Here is a 19,734-nt window from a genome sequence, read left to right as displayed (position 1 = left end):
GTAACATACTGCATACTGATTGAAACGGAGGGCTACAGCAATGGCACAAATACTGAAGGTGGCAATGCCGAAGGGCCGTATATACAAAAAAGCCGCCGAAATGTTCCGCGCAGCAGGCTTGCCGATTCCGCCGGACGGCGAGGAGTCACGGAAGCTGGTCGTTTCCTTGCCTGAGGCAGGCATGGAATTTATTCTGGCCAAGCCGGTTGATGTGCCCACCTATGTGGAGTACGGTGTGGCGGACATCGGGATCGTCGGCAAGGATGTGCTGCTGGAAGAGAACCGCGATGTCTACGAGCTGCTTGATCTCGGCATCGCCCGCTGCCGGATGTCAATTATCGGTCTGCCTGACTGGCAGCCGGGCATCCAGCAGCGGGTGGCTACGAAATACCCGAATGTCGCTTCGCGGTATTTCAAGGAGCAAGGCCAGCAGGTCGAGGTCGTGAAGCTGAACGGTTCCATTGAGCTGGCCCCGCTGATCGGGCTGGCCGACCGGATCGTCGATATGGTGGAGACCGGCCAGACGCTGAGAGACAACGGGCTGGTGGAGCTTCAGAGCATTTTTGATATAACTAGCCGGCTGGTGGCCAACCGGGTCAGCTACCGGATGAAGAACGCGGAGATTCAGCAGCTCTGCGACCGGCTGCAGACCGTGATTGCTGCGCCGGGAGTGGCTGCAGGAAACGGTAAGCGTTAAGGACGGATAAGGGGGAGAAACGGTGAAGATACAGTCGAGCAAAGATTTTAGGCTGCAGCGCGAGGTGGAATACGGTACACCGGAGCAGAACAAGGCGGTCAAGGAAATTGTGGAGGCGGTCAAAGAAGAGGGTGATACAGCGCTCCTCCGCTGCACGGAACAGTTCGATGGAGCGGCGTTGACACCGGAGCAGCTGCGGGTAACGGAAGAAGAGCTTCAGGCAGCCTACGGGCAGGTGGAGGAGTCATTTGTCGCCGCCATCCGTGCGGCAGCGGACAATATCCGGGCCTTCCATGCCCGGCAGAAGCGCAGCTCCTGGATGGATCTGCAGCCGGACGGCACTATCCTCGGCCAGATTATCCGCCCGCTGAAGCGTGTGGGCGTATACGTGCCGGGCGGCAAGGCTGCTTATCCGTCGAGCGTGCTGATGAATGTGATTCCGGCCCAGATCGCCGGGGTGCCGGAGATTGTGATGGTTACTCCGCCATCCACGGGCGGCAAGGAAGGCATTGATCCCTATATTCTCGTGGCCGCTGCGGAAGCGGGCGTACACGAGATTTACCGCGTGGGCGGCGCGCAGGCCGTCGCCGCGCTGGCTTACGGCACGGCGAGCATCGCGCCGGTCGACAAGATCTGCGGGCCGGGCAACATTTATGTAGCCCTGGCCAAGCGCGAGGTCTACGGCGTGGTCGATATCGACAGCATCGCCGGGCCGAGCGAGATCGTCGTGCTCGCCGACGATACGGCAGAGCCGGCCTACGTCGCGGCCGACTTGCTCTCCCAGGCCGAGCATGACGAGATGGCCTCGGCCATTCTGGTGACGCCGTCGCGCAGCCTGGCGGATGCGGTGGCTGCCGAGGTGGAGCGGCAGCTGCAGGAGCTTCCGCGCGAGGCCATTGCCCGCGCTTCCGTAGAGAACTTCGGCGCGATCATCGTGGTTGAGTCGCTGAAGGAAGGAATCGCGGTGGTCAACCGGCTGGCGCCGGAGCACCTGGAGATCGTAACTGCGGACCCGATGGGTCTGCTCGGTTCCATCGAGAATGCTGGGGCCATTTTCCTCGGGACCTACAGCTCCGAGCCGGTGGGCGATTATTTTGCCGGTCCCAACCATATCATCCCGACCAACGGCACGGCAAGGTTCTCTTCGCCGGTCGATGTTGACGATTTTATTAAGAAATCCAGCTTGATCTACTACAGCAAGGAAGCCTTCCTGCGCGACGGGGAGACAATTATGGAGCTGGCCCGGCGCGAAGGGCTCGAAGGGCATGCGAGAGCGATCGAGATCAGACTTACTACCGAAGGAAAAGGCGGGGACGGGAATGGACAATAATAGCGCAGAAAATGCACGTAAGGCAGGGTTAAGCCGCAAGACCAACGAGACGGATATCGCGCTCTCGCTGGCGGTGGACGGCAGCGGCGTGTCCGAGCTGGAGACGGATGTACCTTTTTTGAATCATATGCTCGATCTGTTTACAAAGCACGGCCAGTTCGACCTCTCCGTTCAGGCCAAAGGGGATATCGAAATCGATGATCACCACACGGTGGAGGATATCGGTATATGCCTCGGGCAGGCGCTGCGCGAAGCGCTGGGCGACAAGAAGGGCATCAAGCGTTACGCTAATGTCTTCATTCCGATGGATGAAGCGCTGGCCCAGGTGGTGATCGACATCAGCAACCGGCCGCATTTTGAATACCGGGCGCAGTATCCGTCGCAGCAGGTCGGCAGTTTCTCAACGGAGCTGGTGCATGAATTTCTGTGGAAATTCGCTTTGGAAGCCCGCATCACGCTGCATGTCATCGTACACTACGGCTCTAACACCCATCATATGATCGAGGCGGTGTTCAAGGCGCTGGGGCGGGCGCTGGATGAAGCTACGATGATTGATCCGCGCGTGAAAGGCGTGCCGTCAACGAAGGGAGTGCTGTAGATGACTGTAGCCATTGTGGATTACGGTATGGGCAACCTGCACAGTGTGAGCAAAGCGGTGGAACGCCTCGGCTATGAAAGCCTGGTTACCGGCGACCGTGGGCAGATTCTTGCTGCAGACAGCGTCATCTTGCCGGGTGTCGGGGCCTTCGGGGATGCCATGGCGCATCTGCGGGAGAGCGGTCTTGACCTGGTCGTCAAGGAGGCCGCCGCCGGCGGGCAGCCGCTGCTGGGCATTTGCCTCGGGATGCAGCTGCTGTTCACCGGCAGTGAAGAGCACGGTGTTCACGACGGCCTGGATTTGCTGCCCGGCTCTGTTGTGCGTTTTGCGCCTAGAGACGGCTACAAGGTGCCGCATATGGGCTGGAACAGGCTGAGCTTCCGGCAGCCGCAGAACCCGCTGCTGTCCGGTCTGGAGGAGGGACATGTGTATTTCGTCCATTCCTACCATGCGCTGGCGGAGCAGGAGGGCGATGTGCTGGCCGTTACGGATTACGGCCACCCGGTAACTGCCGTAGTAGGGCGGGACAATGTGTACGGGATGCAGTTTCACCCGGAAAAGAGCGGGGAGCTGGGCATCATGCTGCTGGGCAATTTCTTAAAGCTGCAGGAAGAGCGGGCGTAGGCCCGCTATCACTATATTGTGTCGAAAGCGGGGAGCGGAATGTCTTCTTTTGTAATCTATCCGGCCATTGATATCCGGGACGGAAAATGCGTAAGGCTGAAGCAGGGCGACTACGCCCAGGAAACGATTTATAACGAGAATCCCGTACAGGTAGCGAAGTCTTGGGAGGAGCAGGGGGGACAGTTCATTCATCTTGTCGATCTGGACGGCGCCAAGGCCGGTCATCCGGTCAATGATGCCCTGATCGGCGAGATTGCCCGCAGTGTTCAAGTACCGGTGCAGGTCGGCGGCGGCCTGCGCAGTCTGGCCGATGTGGAGAAGCTGCTCGGTCTCGGAGTTAGCCGGGTAATTATCGGCACTGCAGCGATCAGCGACCAGGCGTTCACCGAAGCGGTGCTAGCCCGGTATGGCGACAAGGTGGCTATTGGCATCGATGCCCGGAACGGCTTCGTGGCTACGCACGGCTGGCTGAATACGTCGGAGGTCCGTGCGGAAGAGCTGGCCAAGGAACTGGCTGGTAAAGGCGCGGAGACGTTCATCTATACCGACATCTCCCGCGACGGTATGATGCAGGGCCCGAACGTGGAGGGCATCCTGTCCATGGCGCAGGCCAGCGGCCGCACCGTCATCGCCTCCGGCGGCGTGACGAAGCTGGACGATCTGCTGCGTCTCAGCTCGCACAGCTGCAGCGGGATCGGCGGCGCCATTGTCGGCAAGGCGCTGTATACCGGCGACATCAAGCTGCCGGAGGCGCTTGCGGCGCTGAAGTAGGAGGAGCTCAGCATGGTGCACGCATCATGCGGCATGCAGTACCGAGTATGCAGTAAGCATATCGCATGGGGTGTGACCGGCCACTAATTAGATCAGGCGCCCATCCTCATGCTATACGGACCATACAGACCCTATCCGCCGAAAAACAAAATCTACCCGGGGATCGAAAAGCTTTCATATCATTATCAAATTTTCTATAGAGACCGGAATTTAAAAGGGGGGACCCCTAATGTTGGCCAAACGTATTATTCCCTGCCTGGACGTCAAGGACGGGCGGGTTGTCAAAGGCGTAAACTTCGTCAATCTGCGCGATGCCGGAGACCCGGTGGAGCTGGCGGCGCTGTATGACCGCGAGGGTGCGGACGAGCTGGTATTTCTCGATATCTCCGCGTCCGTGGAAGGCCGGGCCACCATGGTCGAGGTCGTGCGGCAGACGGCGGGCGAGATCGCCATTCCGTTTACAGTGGGCGGCGGCATCTCCACCGTTGAAGATATGAAACGCATCCTGCGCGCAGGCGCAGACAAGATCGGCATCAACACAGCCGCTGTTAATAACCCGCAGCTTATTGCCGAGGGCGCGCGCCGGTTCGGCTCGCAGTGCATTGTAGTGGCAATCGACGCCAAATATAATGAAAGCTGGGGCGAGTGGGAGGTCTACACACACGGCGGGCGGAAGCCCACGGGCATCCGGGCGGTGAGCTGGGCCCGCGAGGCGGAGCAGCTGGGGGCGGGCGAGATTCTGCTCACAAGCATGGACGCCGACGGGACCAAGGACGGCTTCGATCTTAAGCTGACCGCCGCTGTCAGCGACGCGCTCAGTATTCCTGTTATTGCCTCCGGGGGTGCAGGAAGAATCGGGGACTTTTACGATGTATTTACGGAAGGAAAGGCGGATGCCGGACTGGCGGCTACGATTTTTCATTACAAGGAAATCGCCATTTCCGACCTGAAGGCCGATTTGAAGCAAAAAGGGGTAGAGATCCGATGAGCAATGAACCAGAGAATAACAGCCTGAACGGGATAGATATCCGCTGGAACGAAGCCGGGCTGGTGCCGGCCGTCGTACAGGATGCGAATAGCCTGGAAGTGCTGATGGTTGCCTATATGAACGAAGAGTCGCTGCAGAAATCGCTGGAGAGTGGACAGACCTGGTTCTGGAGCCGTTCGCGCAGCGAGCTGTGGCATAAGGGCGGTACTTCGGGCAATACCCAGGCCATCACCTCCATCCATTATGACTGCGACAGCGATACGCTGCTGGTAAAGGTGGTGCCGGAAGGCCCGGCTTGCCATACCGGGGAGAACAGCTGCTTCTACCGTGAGATTCCGCTCAAGGAGCCGGCTGCTGTGCCGGTCAACGCCCAGAAGGCGTCCGAACGGTTCGCCGTGCTAGGCGAGCTGGAGCGGGTTATTGCCGAGCGTGAAATTGAGCGTCCTGAGGGCGCGTATACTACCTATCTGTTCGATAAGGGCGTCGATAAGATTTTGAAAAAGGTGGGCGAAGAAGCCTCCGAAACCATCATCGCCGCCAAAAATAAAGATAACGCCGAGCTGCGCCTGGAGGTCAGCGATCTGATCTACCATCTGCTCGTGCTGCTGCAGGAGCGCAAGCTGCCGCTCGATGAGATCATGGCCGAGCTGAGCGCCCGCCACGAACGTCCGCGCCGCGATTAGAAGGAGGCCCGAAGCATGCGTATTGATTACCACACCCACCATGAACGCTGTGGCCATGCGGTCGGCAAGCTGGAGGAGTATGTGCAGCGCGGTATAGAGCTTGGGCTGCAGCAGCTTGGCCTGTCGGACCATTTGCCGCTGATTCATGTGGACCCGGCTGAGTACTATCCCGAAATGGCGATGCCGCTGGAGGAGCTGCCGCGTTATGTGGAGGAATGTCTGTCGCTTAAAGAGCGTTACCGCGGCGTTATTGACCTCAGGGTGGGGCTGGAGGCCGATTATATTGAAGGATACGAGGGCCCTATCCGGGAACTGCTGGCCCCATACCCTTGGGACTATCTGATCGGGTCGGTGCATTTTCTCGGGGAATGGGATATTACCGATTTCCGGCAGGTGCACGGCTGGGAAGGCCGCAAGGTGATGGATGTATACCGGAAATATTATGCGGCGGTGCAGAAGTCCGCAGCTGCGGGTTTATATGATATTATAGGACATATGGACGTGATCAAAAGATTCGGTTACGGTCCGCAAACTGCGGAAGAGCGCGACGAAGTACGGGAGCTGGAGCTGCAGACGCTGCAGGCGATAAAAGAGCATGATATCGCTATGGAATTGAACGCTTCCGGACTGACCAAGCCGTGCGCGGAGATGTTTCCGGCAGAGCATGTGCTGGTTGCAGCGCTGAAGCTGGGCATTCCGCTGACGCTGGGCTCCGACAGCCACAATCCCGCGAAGCTGGGTGAGGGGCTGGATGAAGCGCGCAGCCTGCTTTACCGGCTCGGCTGCCGCGAGCTTGCCGTATTTGAGGGCCGTACACGGTCGCTTGTCCCATTTGAACTATAAAAACCAGGATCGCAGGAGGGCATTATGCATCATCAACAATTACGTATATTTTCCGGTTCTTCAAATCCCAAGCTGGCTGAAGCAGTCGCCCAGCGGCTGGGCTCTCCGCTGGGCCAGATTAAGCTCACCCGCTTCAAGAGCGGTGAAATCTATGTGCATTATGAGGAGAGTATCCGGAACTGCGACGTATTCTTGGTGCAATCCCTTTCGCATCCGATCAATGAGCTGTTTGTGGAGCTGCTGGTTATGATTGATGCGGCCAAACGGGCCTCGGCCAGAACGGTGAATATCATCGTACCGTATTACGGCTATGCCCGTCAGGAGCGTAAATCGGCGCCACGCGAGCCCATCTCGGCCAAAATGGTGGCCGATGTCCTGACCACGGCCGGAGCGACCCGCGTCATCACCGTCGATCTGCATGCTGCAGCGATTCAGGGATTCTTCAACATTCCGGTGGACCATCTGACGGCTCTGGATCTGATCAGCGGATATTTAAAGCGCAAACATATTGAGAATCCGGTGGTGGTCTCCCCGGATGCGGGGCGCGCTTCCATGGCCGAGAAGCTGGCCAGTCGGCTGGATTCGCCGTTCGCGATCATGATCAAGAAGCGTCCGGCTCACAATGAATCGGTCATTACCCATGTTATCGGCGATGTGGAGGGGCGGACACCGGTCATTATCGAGGACTTGATCGATACCGGGACGACCATCGTGAATGTGGTGGAGGGTCTGCAGGAGCGCGGGGCGCATAACAGCATCATTTGTGCCACTCACGGACTATTCTCGGGCGATGCCTTGGAGCGCATGGAGAATCCGAACATCGAGGAAGTGGTGGTAACCGATACGATCGCGCTGCCGGACGAACATTCCAGCCGATTTACGGTGCTGTCTGTCGCGCCAATGCTGGCTGAGGCTACCCGGATTATTCTGGAAGGCGGATCTATTGACAAGCTGGTCCGGGATGCGGGAATCTGATTCCCGCTTTCCTGAGTATAGAAGGGATATGACGGCGCCCTTGGCAAAAGCGCCTCAATCGGCTCCAGGTACAGCCCCACTTTGTGGGGCTGCTTTACGTTTACAGCGTTCTTTGCACCGCAAGAAGTCAGGCTATATCTAGCATTTTCCTTGCTGCAGCTTCCTCTAATGCTTGAGAATCTTCCACAGACATGTGGTATACTGGGTGAAGGCATTGAAAGCCATAACCGAAGTAGATCAGACAATCCAGGATGGGAGCGGACATGAAGTGCTGTGCCGTCTCCTATTTTGCTTGGAACGGGAAGCTGTAAAGGGGGGTGCCTTGCTTCCATGACAGAATTAACATCAGAGAAGGATACGGATCACGGCAACGTGGTTCCAATCACTCTGGATGCCAATTTTTTCTTTGAAAGAGCCGTACGGTCCTTGGACCGCTTTCAATATGATAAGGCATTACGGAATTTCCGCAAGGCTGTGGAATATGAACCGGAGAATCCGGTGAATCATTGCAATTTGGCGGGTATATTATCAGAGATGGGCGATTACGAGGCGTCCAATGACATTTTGCGGCATGTGCTGGATAAGATTGAGCCGGGAATGACCGAGTGTCACTTCTACATGGCGAACAACTTCGCCAATATGGATAATTTCGAAGCGGCTGAACAGTCGCTGGTGACTTATCTGGAAGAGGATGCAAACGGTGAATATCTGGTCGAGTCGGAAGAATTGATGGAGTTGCTGCAGTATGAGCTAGACCGGCCAGCACCACTCGTGCGCATCCGCAGCCGGGAGGGCGTTGTGGAGCACGAACGGGCCCGCCGTCTGCTGGAGGAAGGGAAATTTCAGCAGGCGGTGAAGCTGCTTGAAGAGATTCTAGATACCTCTCCCGATTTTCTGGCCGCCCGCAACAATCTGGCCCTGGCCTATTTCTACATGGGGCATTTCGCCAAATCGCGGGAGTGCCTGTCGGAAGTACTGGAGCAGGATCCGGGCAATCTGCATGCACTGTGCAACATGGCGATTCTGCTGCAGTATGCAGGCGATAAAGAGCAGCTCGCCGTGCTGGTGTCGATGCTGGAGACTACCGTACCGTTCCATCAGGAGCATGTGTTCAAAATGGCCACCACGATGGGAATTCTCGGCAGACACCGGATCGCCTACAGCCATTTTCGCCGTTTGCTTAAAGAAGCAGAGGCAGCAGGCGACGCCAGCCTTCATCATTACTGTGCGGCGGCTGCAAGCAACAGCGGCTTGTATGACGAGGCACTGCACTGCTGGCGTCAGGCCGCCAGACTCGACCCGGCTTCGCCGGTGCCGAGCTTCTTTCTGACTCAGCTGCAGGCCGCCGGCAAGGCCGGCCAGCCAATGCCTGCGATCAGCTACAATTATCAGCTGCCTTTTCAAGAGCAGCTGAAGCAGTGGGCGGAGAGCCCCGATACGCTGGCCCGGGAAGTGCAAAGCAATCCATTGCTGCGGGCCTCGTTCTTCTGGGCGCTGCGCTACGGAGACAGTGATACGCAGCGGCAGGTGACGGAAGCGCTCCGCTGGATCGGCAACAGCGGGACGGCGGAAATGCTGCGTAAGCTGATGGAACAGGAACCCTCTCTGGAGGAAGGCCTGCCGGAAACGGCGCTGCTCAGTCTGCAGCGTCTGATCGGCGGTCCAGAAGGAGAGGATGTCTCTGCGGCAGAGCAGGAACGGCTGCCATTGCCGCCCAAGGGGGCGCTGGAGTGGAAAGAGGAATGGCAGCGGATCATTGACCAGACGACCACTATGATGGACCGGCGCTTCGATGCCCATCAGAAGAAGGCTGCGGAACTGCTGTGGCAGCGGTTTGTTGACCGCCTGCAGCCGGATGTTCCGCCGTTCCGACATACCCAGGGCTGGTCGGCAGCGCTGGAATACAGAGTCGCCAAGCTGTACGGGCGTCCGGTGACTTACCGGGAGATCGCCCAGCGTTATTCGGTTACCGTCTCCATGGTCAGCCGGTATGTCCGGAGAATCGAGGAGATTTGCGAGACCTTTGACGACTTGTCCGGTTTGGGTATTTTCCCTTCATCAACGGAGAAGATATAATCTAATTAGCAACCAAGGCGTTATGAGAACCTAAAGGAGGGCAAGAGCAATGTACAAAGCGATTGTAATCGGAACAGGCCCGGCCGGGCTGACGGCCGCGATTTATTTGGCGCGTGCCAATCTGAACCCGCTCGTCATTGAAGGATTGCAGCCGGGTGGACAGTTGACTACGACAACGGAAGTGGAGAACTTCCCTGGTTTTCCTGAAGGTATTCTAGGTCCTGAGCTGATGGAGAATATGCGCAAGCAAGCGACCCGATTCGGTGCTGAGTTCCGCAATGGCTGGGTGGAGTCGGTGGATTTCTCGGCTCGTCCGTTCCGTCTTACGCTGGAGGGCAAGGTTGTGCTGGAAGCGGAGACCGTCATCATTTCCACGGGAGCTTCAGCAAGGTATCTGGGTATACCCGGCGAGAAAGAGAATGTGGGCCGGGGTGTCAGTACCTGCGCCACCTGCGACGGATTCTTTTTCCGCGGCAAGAAGATTATTGTTATCGGTGGCGGCGACTCCGCCATGGAGGAAGCCAGCTTTCTCACCCGCTTCGCTTCGGATGTGACGCTGGTTCACCGCCGCGATGAGCTGCGCGCCTCCAAGATCATGCAGGACCGCGCGCGGGAGAATCCGAAAATCTCCTGGGCCCTCAACCGGACCCCGCTGGAAGTGGCTGTAACCGAGACCGGGGTGAAGGGCCTTCAGGTCCGCAACAACGAGACCGGCGCGGAAGAACTGGTGGAAGCAGACGGAGTATTCGTGGCGATCGGCCATACACCGAATACGGCTTTCCTCGGCGGGCAGATTACAACGGATGCGAACGGGTATATCGTGGTTAATCCGGGAACAACGGAGACCAACATACCGGGCGTATTCGCTTGCGGCGACGTGCAGGATACCCGTTACCGCCAGGCGATTTCGGCAGCGGGAAGCGGCTGTATGGCCGCTATGGACGCCGAGAAGTATCTGGAAGGCAGCATGGTGCACGACTGGAGCGAGACGCTCGACAAATAAACCCGGCAGACAAGGGAAAGCATTAACATTGCTGCAATAACATCAGGGGGTGTCTTCCCGGCCGGGCGGCCGGCGCAAGGCGCCTCTTTTCTGTATACGGAATGACCGGGACGGGATAAGCCAGGCAGTACTCTTTTTTAGGAATCAGAGCTTCATTTGAAGAGGGGGATCCTTCCAGCCTTTACAATTGGCATTCCCTCTCAGTATAATTATGTGCGAGTTGTTGACATGAAGGAGGCTGTGCCCATGGGCAAGCAAAACCAAGCGGAAATTGCATACAGCAGCATTCTTCGGGATATCGAGGAGAACAAGCTGACCCCAGGCCAGCCCATCATTGAAGAAGAGTATGCTAAGAAGCTGGATATGAGCCGGACTCCCGTTCGCGAAGCCATTCGTTTGTTGTCCGTCGACGGTTTCATTACCGTATATCCCCGAAAGGGCGCTTATGTCAGCGTGCTGACCGCCCAAGACGTGAACGAATGTTATGAAATGATGGAGGGCGTTGAAGGGATGATCGCCTACCTGGCCGCCAAGCAGCCTTCCGAGGCTGATCTGAAGCAGCTTCAGGAATTAATTGACCGGATGAACGAGCAGAAGGAGCTCGCGGATTTCTACAAGTGGAAGGAGTGCGACATCGAATTCCACCGGACGCTGCACCGGATGTGTTCCAACAAACTGCTTATCAGACATGTGGAGAAGCTTTTTCACAAAACGTATCAAATTCAGACCCGGTTTGTAACGGGCTTTAATCTGGAGAAGGCTACGCTTGAGCATCAGGGCATATTAGATGCGCTAAAGGCGCGGAATCCCGAGAAAGCCAGACAATACACTCAGCAGAACTGGAACCGGGCACGACAGGAACTGCTGATTCACGGATACGGCGACAAACCCGCACAGCCACATCACACGTTGGGACAGTAACCGATTCGTCAATAGCTAACATACACGGCCGCCGCTTTACCACCCTTTTCCGGGAGTGGGAAGGGCGGCCTTTTTCTATCCTGCTCAGTTCATTGTAATATTACCTAACATAGTTTCGATAAAATTATCTTTTCACCCCCTATAATGTTACTTTTGTTGACAAAGGAGAGAGAACATCTTATATTGTATACAATAACAAAAACAATTTGTTTATCAGACATGAGGGGGAGAACCAATGGCTATTGATTTAAGCAAAATGCCCATGATTGACGACCACTGCCATCCGTTTATGCCAACGAGAGAAAAGAAGACATTCGACAACTGCTTTACGCTCTCGCTGATTCCCCCGGACAGTTACCATACGCGAAACACGCTGCTGTTTAAAATGGTACGTAAAGAGATGATCGATCTGCTTGGACTGGATCCCGCCATTTCGGACGATGCGCTGATTCAGGCGCGGAACGAACGATATGCAGCTTCGCCTAAGGCTTACGTAGACCTGCTGCTGCAGGATGCCGGCATGGAATCCATGCTGGTGGACTACGGTTTTCCTGTAATGGGAAGCCGGTTGGCCGCAGAAGAGCTGGACTGGTTCCACGAGGTCACTTCTGCCGTGCCGACGCGCCGCATCCATCGTGTGGAGGCTACCTTCCATCCTATGTTTGAGCAGAAGCTTCCTTTTGGAGAGCTGGAAGATATGTATCTCGCCGAGCTGCGCGATGAGGTCGAGAACTGTGGCACCATCGCTTATAAGACTGTGATCGCCTACCATACCGGACTTGGCATCCGCCCCATCGGACGCGCCGAAGCGGCGGCCAGTTATGAGCGCTTCCTAAGCAACCCCTCCGACCGCGCAGCCGAAAAAGACATCCGCGATTACCTGGTTCTGCAGGCATTTGAGCTTTGTATGGATTATGATATTCCGATCCAGATGCATTCCGGAGCCGGAGACGCCCCGATGATCGATGTTAAGCTGTCCAGCCCGCTGCTGATGCATGAAATCCTCAGCGATCCCCACTACCGCAGCCTCAAAATTATTTTTATACACACCGCCTATCCCTTTGTGGAAGAAGCCGGTTATCTTGTTAACCAGTATCCGTCCGTTTACCTTGACCTTTCTTCCATGATTCCTTTCAGCAGCATTGGTGTCCGGCCAAAGCTGAGACAAATTTTTGAAATGGCTCCTTTTACCAAGGTGCTGTACGGCTCAGACGGGTTTACGATACCGGAAGTCAGCTGGCTCGGCGCACGGGTCATCAGGAAGGAACTGGGTCTTCTGCTGACGGACCTTGTCGGAGAACGGATCATTGATGAGGCTTACGCTTACGATGCCGCCTCTCTGGTGCTGTCGGAGAATGCACGCGGCCTTTATATCCGAAACTGGGACAAGTATTCGAACCGTTATATGTCGGCTGACAATCTCACTATTTCGAACTGAAGAGGGGGTGAATGCAATGCGTAAACCGATCTTTGGAAAAGCGGCGGCAGGCGTGCTGGCACTGCTGATTACGGCAACCGGATGCAGCTCGAACGGCAATGATCCGGCAGCGGCTGCAGACGAGAACGGAAACGCCGGTACAGCCGGCGGCAAGCTGGTAGTCACTTCGTTCGGAGGCGCCATTGAAGAGACGCAACGTGAATATATTAAGCAGTTTGAAGAGGAGTACAATGCCAAGGTTGAAGTGGTTACCCTGTATTCTGCCGATGCGCTCGCCAGAATCCGGGCGGAGAAGAACAACCCTACGCTGGATGTCGTTCTGTTCTCCGGCGGACAGGAGCAGATTGCGGCCAAAGAGGATTTGATCGAGAAGATCGATCCTGACCAGATGGATAACCTGGGGGATCTGTATCCTGATGCGCTGAACGCTGACGGATATGCCCCATATTTCGGATATGAAGCGCTTGGAATCATTTATAATCATGAAGCTATACCAGCCGCTCCGACCTCCTGGAAAGATTTGTGGAAGGATGAATACAAAGGACAGGTGGGCCTGGTCGACATCTCCAACACTTACGGCAATCAGTTTCTTGTTGCCGCCGCCCGGATGAACGGAGGCGGTGAGGATAACATTCAGCCCGGGCTAGATGCGATCAAGGAGCTCCTCCCTAATACGGCGGCTATCGTTAAATCCAGCCCCGAGGTCGGCAATCTGTTCGCGCAAGACGAAGCATGGATTGCCCCGTTTGACTCCGGTTATGCTTATACTTTCGGCAAGCAGGGTGTGCCGATCAGCTTCGCCCTTCCCGAAGAAGGTGCAGTAGGCATTTATATGACCGCTCAGGTAGTCAAGGGAAGTCCGAATTCAGAGCTTGCCAGGAAATATGTGGATTTCCTGCTTCGTCCCGACATCCAGGTTAAGACCGCAGAGGGCGGCGGATATTCGCCGACGAACAGCAAGACGGAATTGACGGATGAGCTTAAGGCCATTCTGCCCTACGGAGAAGAAACCTTTAACGGGCTGACCCGGTTGGACCTCGAGTTGGTAAACAACAATAAAGCGGAGTGGATGGAAGAGTGGAGCAAGTTAATTACACAGTAGTTACTCCGAAGGTCAGGGAAGGGGGAGGCAAATCCATGCTGAGGCGGATACCACCATACTGGATTCTGCTTTCTCCCGGCCTGCTGATCCTTCTGCTGGTGTTCGTTGTTCCGCTCGGTAGGCTGCTGGTCCTCAGTTTTTACCGTACGGATCCTTCGGGTGCGATGCAGGCGGCTTTTGCCATGGAGCAATACATCAGATTTTTTAGTGATCCGTTCTATATGCAGATGCTGTGGCGCTCTGTATATATCGGCATTATCGTCAGCTTTGTCTGTCTGGTGCTCGGTTACAGCCTTGCCTATGGGGTCGCCAGGGCCCGTCCCGAGCGCCGGTTCATGCTGCTGATGCTGATTGCGCTGCCGCTTCTGACGAGCGCAGTGATTCGCAACTTCGGCTGGATTATTATTTTGGGGCGAAAAGGGATACTTAACGAAACGCTTATAGCCATCGGTTTGATCTCACAACCGCTGGATTTGCTCTATACGCCTGCCGGTGTCATTATCGCCTTGGTTCATGTCATGCTCCCGTATATGGTCCTTGTCCTGTATTCGGTTCTGGAAGGACTCGACCGCAATCTGGAGAGTGCGGCTTCCAATCTGGGGGCGTCGGGTCCCAAGGTGTTCTGGTTCGTCACGCTGCCGCTGTCCATGCCGGGAATTATCGCCGGAACGCTGCTCGTCTTCTCGATTACGCTCAGCTTCTTCGTTACACCGTCGCTTGTCGGCGGCGCCAAAGTCAAGCTGATGGCGACGGAAATTTATAACCAGACCATCAATATGCTCAACTGGCCCTACGCGTCGGCCATGGGCGTCATTCTGCTGGTGACCATGCTCCTCGTTACCGGATTGTACAAGCGGATTTTGAACCGCCGGGGTCCGAAAGGAGTGAATCTGGGATGAAGCGGAAGTTCCCCCTGCTGACCGCCGTAAACACGCTGATCTATCTGTTTATAATGGCTCCGCTGCTAGTCATCGTGATATCCTCCTTCAACCCGGGAGAGTATCTTGTATTTCCGCCGGAGGGCTTCTCTCTAAAATGGTACGAGGCTGTTCTGACGGGCGGTAAGTATACCGAGCCGTTCTGGAACAGCATTAAGCTGGCTGTCGCCACAACGGCAGTGGCCCTGCCGGTCGGAACGATGGCGGCTTACGCCATCCAGCGCTTCGAGTTTCGGTTTAAACAGGCGCTGCTGTCCTTGTTTCTGTCGCCGCTGGTTATTCCGACGCTGCTCTTCGGCATCGGCCTGCTGATTTTCTTCAGCTCGCTGGGTGTGCAAATGTTCTTTATGCGTCTTCTGCTTGCACATATCGTGCTTATCGTGCCTTATGTCATCCGGACAATGCTGGCCGGTTTCTCGCGGATGGAGCGTTCAGTAGAGGAGGCATCCATAGTACTGGGGGCATCTCCGGTACGAACCTTCTTTCTGGTTACGCTCCCGCTGGCCAGACCGTCTCTTCTCGCCAGTGCGTTCCTCAGCCTGGTGCTGTCCTTCGATGAGCTCGTCATCGCCCTTTTCCTGACGGGACCGGGAATTACGACGCTGCCGATGACGATTTACTCAGACATTCAATTTAATCTGTCGCCGTCGCTTGCGGCCATTTCTTCTATAATTATTGCCGGAACCGTCCTCGTCGGCCTGATCGGTATCCTGATGACCAAACGAAGCGGCAGAACTTAACAAGGGAGGTGCACAGGAATGAGCCAACTCATCATACAAGACCTGGTCAAACAATACGGCAGCAACACAGTGGTCCAAAATCTGAATATTGCAGTGGAAAGCGGTGAAATGCTGTCTCTCCTGGGCCCGAGCGGCTGCGGCAAAACAACGACCCTGCGCATGATCGCGGGCATGCACTCCCCGACCTCCGGATCCATTCAGCTGGACGGGCGCGAGCTTACACATGTACCGCCGCATAAGCGCGATGTCGGGCTGGTGTTTCAAAATTACGCTCTGTTTCCTCATTTAACGGTATTTGAGAATGTAGCCTTCGGGTTGAAGCGGCACGGTGTGCCGAAGGGGGAGATCAAGGGCCGGGTAATGGGAGCCCTGGAGTCCGTACAGCTTGCTAACCTTGCCGAGCGTTATCCGGCGCAAATGTCGGGCGGACAGCAGCAGCGTGTCGCTTTGGCCAGGACGCTGGTGCTGAAGCCGCCGCTCGTGCTGTTCGACGAGCCGCTCAGCAACCTTGATGCGAAGCTCCGGCAGGCGCTGGGGATCGAAATCCGCGCTCTGCAGCGGGAATACGGCTTTACCGGCATATTCGTGACCCATGATCAGGAAGAGGCAATGACCATTTCGGACCGGATTGCCGTCATGAATGGCGGGCGGATTGTTCAGATGGGGACACCCCAGGAAATTTATATGCACCCTGCCGATCCGTTCGTTGCCGATTTCGTGGGTGAGTCCAACCTGTTTCCCGTATCGGCCGTACAGCCGGCCGCTGGCTATTGGCGGTTTGAACTGCCCGGCGGGCATAGGCTGTCCGCAGAGAACGCCGGGAACGGCCCATCCGCTCCTCCTGCCCACGCCATGATCCGGCCGGAAGCCGTTCTGGTACAACGTCAGCCTCAGGATGCAGGGGACACCGAGCGCCAGGGATACAATCGTCTAATCGGAGAAGTAGCCTTCATCAATTACACAGGCTCCTCTTATTTGATCGGCCTGAATGTCAAAGGGCTCGATTCGCATTTTATCGTACGAATGCAAAATACAAGAAAGCAATTCGATCTCCGTCTTGGAGAGGCTGCGGTCGTCGAGTGGCCGATTCACGAGACACTGACATTTTAACGGTGCAGGATTCATCAAACCGCGGATGCCAAGCCCCAGCCCCACATAGTGGGGCTTTTTTTTATATTTGTGACTGCAATCACAAAGAGCGACTTACGCATATGCTAAGCTTCAATTGAGAAATGTTCTCAATAACTGGACCGTTGGTATTATCACTTCGAAAAGGGGAAGCAGTCATGTCCAAAACGCTGAGCTTACAGGAATCGGTCTACGATCTGGTCACGCGCCATCCTGAAATCACCGGGATTATGGTGGAACTGGGATTCCATGATATCGCGAAGCCGGGGATGCTGCAGACGGCAGGACGTTTTATGAACCTGAGCAAGGGAATGAAATTGAAAAAAATCGATCCGGAGACCGTACGGCAAGCTTTTGAACGCCACGGCTTTACGATCGTCGAATAGAGGGGAAGCGCAGGTGCTGCGCAATGCAAATCATAAAGGAGAGGGATAACAATGAGTGAACTGATTAACAACCGCGAAGTAGATGTGCCAGAGCAGACCCGCCGCCAGAACCTGCTGAAGGAGATCATCAAGGAATTGCATGCCGGTAAAAGTGTAGAGGAGGTCAAGGCGCGCTTTGAAGAAGCTGTGGGCGATGTGACTGTTGCCGAAATTTCGGCCATGGAGAATTCGCTCATGATGGAGGAAGGCATTCCGGTTGCCGAAGTGCAGCGCTTATGTTCCGTGCATACCGCCATCTTCAAAGGCTCCATCGAGCAGATTCACCGATCCAATCAGCCGGAGGAGCAGCCCGGGCATCCGGTGCATACCTTCAAGCTGGAGAACCGGGAGATCGAACGGCTGGTGAATTTCCGTCTGGACCTGCATGCAGGCAAATTCATGAAGCAGGACAGTGCGGACAACATTTATAAGCTGCTGGAGGACCTGAGCCTGCTGCTGGATCTCGACAAGCATTATAGCCGCAAGGAAAATCTGCTCTTTCCCTATCTGGAGAAGTACGGAATTTACGGGCCGACCAAGGTCATGTGGGGTGTCGATGACGGCATCCGGGCTATGATAAAAGCGGCCAAGGCGGCACTCAGTGATTACCAGGGCAATGCTGCAGAAATCGATGCCATGCTGAAGGACATCATCCGTGAAGTCAATGAAATGATCTTTAAGGAAGAAAATATCCTGCTGCCGATGGCGCTGGAGAAGCTGACCGAGGACGAGTGGGTCAAAATCGCCCGCGAGAGCGCCGAAATCGGCTTCTGCCTGGCGGCACCGGAGCAGGAATGGATCCCGGAACGCTCACCCGAACCGGAAGGCGCGTCCGAAGACGCCGAAGACGGCAAAGAAGGAACAGCACCGGCGCAAGGCTTTATCCGCTTCGAAACGGGAATTTTGTCGCTGCATCAGCTGGAGACGGTACTCAATCATCTGCCTGTCGATTTGACGTTTATTGACGAGAACGATGTCGTCCGCTATTTCTCGCATGGGAAGGAACGCATCTTTGCCCGCACCAAGGCCGTGATCGGCCGCACGGTGCAGAACTGCCATCCGCCGCAAAGCGTGCATGTGGTGGAGAAGCTGCTGGAGGATTTCAAATCGGGGCGGAAAGATGCCGAGGATTTCTGGATCAATATCCGCGATAAATTTATCTACATCCGTTATTTTGCGGTCCGCGACGAGCAAGGCAAGTATATGGGTACACTCGAGTTCACCCAGAACATTGCGCCGATCCGCGCACTCGAAGGACAAAAACGGATATTGTCAGAGTAAAGTGCCGCATAGGCGGGATTTACGGTTTCCTTGCCGCAGCGCAGGGAAGCCGTTTTCTTTATCCCCGCAGATCGACAAAAATTTCATCCACCCGGGTGTGTCGCCTTTCCTTGACCGGAGGGGAGGCTTCTATTATAGTGGGTACGTAGGATTAACTATTTTAGCATAGAAAAAGGTGGCTTGTTACATGTCTGAGAATATCTACGTTGGCGTGGATTTAGGCGGAACCACAATTAAAGTGGGAATCTGCAATGCCGAAGGCAAATTGCTGCATACTTACGAGGGACCTACGGGAACTGCCGACGGCGTCGATACTGTCATTGACAACATCGAGAAATATGTGCGCCAGATTGTGGAGGACTCTCCGTACTCCTGGGAGCAGCTTGCCGGCGTTGGTGCCGGTCTGGCCGGATTTACCAATATTCGTGAAGGCATCATTATCCATGCGCCTAACATAGGATTTAGAGATGTGCCGATCCGCTCCATTCTGGAGAATCGGCTGAACAAGCCTGTCAAAATAGACAATGATGCCAACGTAGCGGCTCTGGGCGAGGCTTGGAGCGGTGCGGGACGCGGCGTAGAGAATTGCGTCTGCTATACGCTGGGAACCGGCGTCGGCGGCGGTATTATCATTAATGGCAGCGTATACCAGGGGTTCGCCGGACTGGCCGGGGAATTAGGGCATATCTCTGTTGTGCCTGACCTGGAAGCCATTCAATGCGGCTGCGGCAAGATGGGTTGTCTGGAAACCGTTTCCTCGGCAACCGGCATCATTCGTATGGCCAATGACGCCGTAGCGCGCGGCGACCGCACTTCGCTGTCGCTTGTGGAGAAGATTGCGGCCAAGGAAGTATTCGACGCCGCCAAGGCCGGAGATGAAGTGGCGCTACGCATCGTCAACCGCGCCGCATTCTACCTGGGCAAATCCATGGCTGCAGTGGCTGCTGTACTCAACCCTGAAGTGTTCATCGTAGGCGGCGGCGTATCCAAAGCCGGCGATATTCTGTTCGAAGAAGTGCGCCGCGTGTTCGCGAAGCTGGCTCCCGAGCCGCTGCAGAAGGGCGTAACGATCGTCCCTGCTGAGCTTGGCAATGACGCCGGCATTATTGGTGCCGCAGGTCTCTTGCTGCGTTCTTAATCAGCGGGATTTATTCATATATTATACCTGTGGGG

General features: G+C 55.8%; 20 protein-coding genes. All 20 read left to right on the top strand.

Annotation, left to right across the window (positions count from 1 at the left end; all coding sequences use genetic code 11):
* Positions 1-40: 40 nt before the first annotated feature.
* The 20 genes from hisG to F1381_RS25890 all read left to right on the top strand — a co-directional run bounded on the left by hisG (position 41) and on the right by F1381_RS25890 (position 19,699).
* Positions 41-697, top strand: a complete 657-nt coding sequence (gene hisG / locus F1381_RS25985) for an ATP phosphoribosyltransferase (protein WP_151737740.1) — start codon at positions 41-43, stop codon at positions 695-697.
* 22 nt (positions 698-719) lie between these two features.
* Positions 720-2,027, top strand: coding sequence for a histidinol dehydrogenase (gene hisD, locus F1381_RS25980; protein WP_151737739.1), 1,308 nt, complete (start codon positions 720-722; stop codon positions 2,025-2,027).
* Complete coding sequence (hisB, locus tag F1381_RS25975; RefSeq protein ID WP_151737738.1) at positions 2,017-2,625, top strand: imidazoleglycerol-phosphate dehydratase HisB; 609 nt, start codon at positions 2,017-2,019, stop codon at positions 2,623-2,625. Before hisD ends, hisB begins: the two co-directional genes overlap by 11 nt.
* Entirely contained in the window at positions 2,626-3,249 is a 624-nt protein-coding gene (hisH, locus tag F1381_RS25970) for an imidazole glycerol phosphate synthase subunit HisH (RefSeq protein ID WP_151737737.1), read from the top strand.
* A 39-nt stretch (positions 3,250-3,288) separates the two neighbouring features.
* Positions 3,289-4,020, top strand: a complete 732-nt coding sequence (gene hisA, locus F1381_RS25965) for a 1-(5-phosphoribosyl)-5-[(5-phosphoribosylamino)methylideneamino]imidazole-4-carboxamide isomerase (RefSeq protein ID WP_151737736.1) — start codon at positions 3,289-3,291, stop codon at positions 4,018-4,020.
* Between the two features lie 229 nt (positions 4,021-4,249).
* Positions 4,250-5,008 carry an imidazole glycerol phosphate synthase subunit HisF gene (hisF, locus tag F1381_RS25960; RefSeq protein WP_151737735.1) on the top strand — a complete coding sequence of 253 codons (759 nt, stop codon included), beginning with the start codon at positions 4,250-4,252 and terminating at the stop codon, positions 5,006-5,008.
* On the top strand, positions 5,005-5,691 hold the full coding sequence (gene hisIE / locus F1381_RS25955) for a bifunctional phosphoribosyl-AMP cyclohydrolase/phosphoribosyl-ATP diphosphatase HisIE (protein WP_151737734.1): 687 nt from the start codon (positions 5,005-5,007) through the stop codon (positions 5,689-5,691). The genes hisF and hisIE overlap by 4 nt, the downstream gene beginning before the upstream one ends.
* A gap of 15 nt (positions 5,692-5,706) precedes the next feature.
* The gene (gene hisJ, locus F1381_RS25950) at positions 5,707-6,534 is read left to right on the top strand and encodes a histidinol-phosphatase HisJ (RefSeq protein ID WP_151737733.1); all 828 of its coding nucleotides are present in this window, start codon (positions 5,707-5,709) and stop codon (positions 6,532-6,534) included.
* 24 nt (positions 6,535-6,558) lie between these two features.
* Complete coding sequence (locus F1381_RS25945) at positions 6,559-7,509, top strand: ribose-phosphate diphosphokinase (protein WP_151737732.1); 951 nt, start codon at positions 6,559-6,561, stop codon at positions 7,507-7,509.
* A gap of 330 nt (positions 7,510-7,839) precedes the next feature.
* Entirely contained in the window at positions 7,840-9,585 is a 1,746-nt protein-coding gene (locus F1381_RS25940; protein WP_151737731.1) for a tetratricopeptide repeat protein, read from the top strand.
* Positions 9,586-9,634: 49 nt separating this feature from the next.
* Complete coding sequence (gene trxB / locus F1381_RS25935; RefSeq protein ID WP_151737730.1) at positions 9,635-10,588, top strand: thioredoxin-disulfide reductase; 954 nt, start codon at positions 9,635-9,637, stop codon at positions 10,586-10,588.
* Positions 10,589-10,834: 246 nt separating this feature from the next.
* A complete protein-coding gene (locus F1381_RS25930; protein ID WP_187355575.1) occupies positions 10,835-11,509 on the top strand; it encodes a GntR family transcriptional regulator in 675 nt (224 codons plus the stop codon).
* A 235-nt stretch (positions 11,510-11,744) separates the two neighbouring features.
* Positions 11,745-12,947: an amidohydrolase family protein gene (locus F1381_RS25925; RefSeq protein WP_151737728.1), complete on the top strand. Its 1,203-nt coding sequence runs from the start codon at positions 11,745-11,747 to the stop codon at positions 12,945-12,947.
* A gap of 16 nt (positions 12,948-12,963) precedes the next feature.
* Positions 12,964-14,049 carry an ABC transporter substrate-binding protein gene (locus F1381_RS25920; RefSeq protein WP_187355574.1) on the top strand — a complete coding sequence of 362 codons (1,086 nt, stop codon included), beginning with the start codon at positions 12,964-12,966 and terminating at the stop codon, positions 14,047-14,049.
* Positions 14,025-14,948, top strand: coding sequence for an ABC transporter permease (locus F1381_RS25915; RefSeq protein ID WP_151737726.1), 924 nt, complete (start codon positions 14,025-14,027; stop codon positions 14,946-14,948). The genes F1381_RS25920 and F1381_RS25915 overlap by 25 nt, the downstream gene beginning before the upstream one ends.
* The gene (locus tag F1381_RS25910; RefSeq protein WP_151737725.1) at positions 14,945-15,727 is read left to right on the top strand and encodes an ABC transporter permease; all 783 of its coding nucleotides are present in this window, start codon (positions 14,945-14,947) and stop codon (positions 15,725-15,727) included. Before F1381_RS25915 ends, F1381_RS25910 begins: the two co-directional genes overlap by 4 nt.
* 18 nt (positions 15,728-15,745) lie before the next feature.
* Positions 15,746-16,837, top strand: coding sequence for an ABC transporter ATP-binding protein (locus tag F1381_RS25905; protein ID WP_151737724.1), 1,092 nt, complete (start codon positions 15,746-15,748; stop codon positions 16,835-16,837).
* A 176-nt stretch (positions 16,838-17,013) separates the two neighbouring features.
* Positions 17,014-17,241, top strand: a complete 228-nt coding sequence (locus F1381_RS25900) for a DUF1858 domain-containing protein (RefSeq protein ID WP_151737723.1) — start codon at positions 17,014-17,016, stop codon at positions 17,239-17,241.
* 51 nt (positions 17,242-17,292) lie between these two features.
* Complete coding sequence (locus F1381_RS25895) at positions 17,293-18,561, top strand: DUF438 domain-containing protein (RefSeq protein WP_151737722.1); 1,269 nt, start codon at positions 17,293-17,295, stop codon at positions 18,559-18,561.
* Between the two features lie 187 nt (positions 18,562-18,748).
* The gene (locus tag F1381_RS25890) at positions 18,749-19,699 is read left to right on the top strand and encodes an ROK family glucokinase (RefSeq protein WP_151737721.1); all 951 of its coding nucleotides are present in this window, start codon (positions 18,749-18,751) and stop codon (positions 19,697-19,699) included.
* The last annotated feature ends 35 nt before the right edge of the window (positions 19,700-19,734 follow it).

Source organism: Paenibacillus tengchongensis, assembly GCF_008973665.1.
In the GTDB taxonomy this organism is placed as follows: Bacteria; Bacillota; Bacilli; order Paenibacillales; family Paenibacillaceae; genus Paenibacillus_AQ; species Paenibacillus_AQ tengchongensis.
Note: the sequence above shows the minus strand (reverse complement) of the source record. Positions and strands in the feature narration are given on the sequence as shown.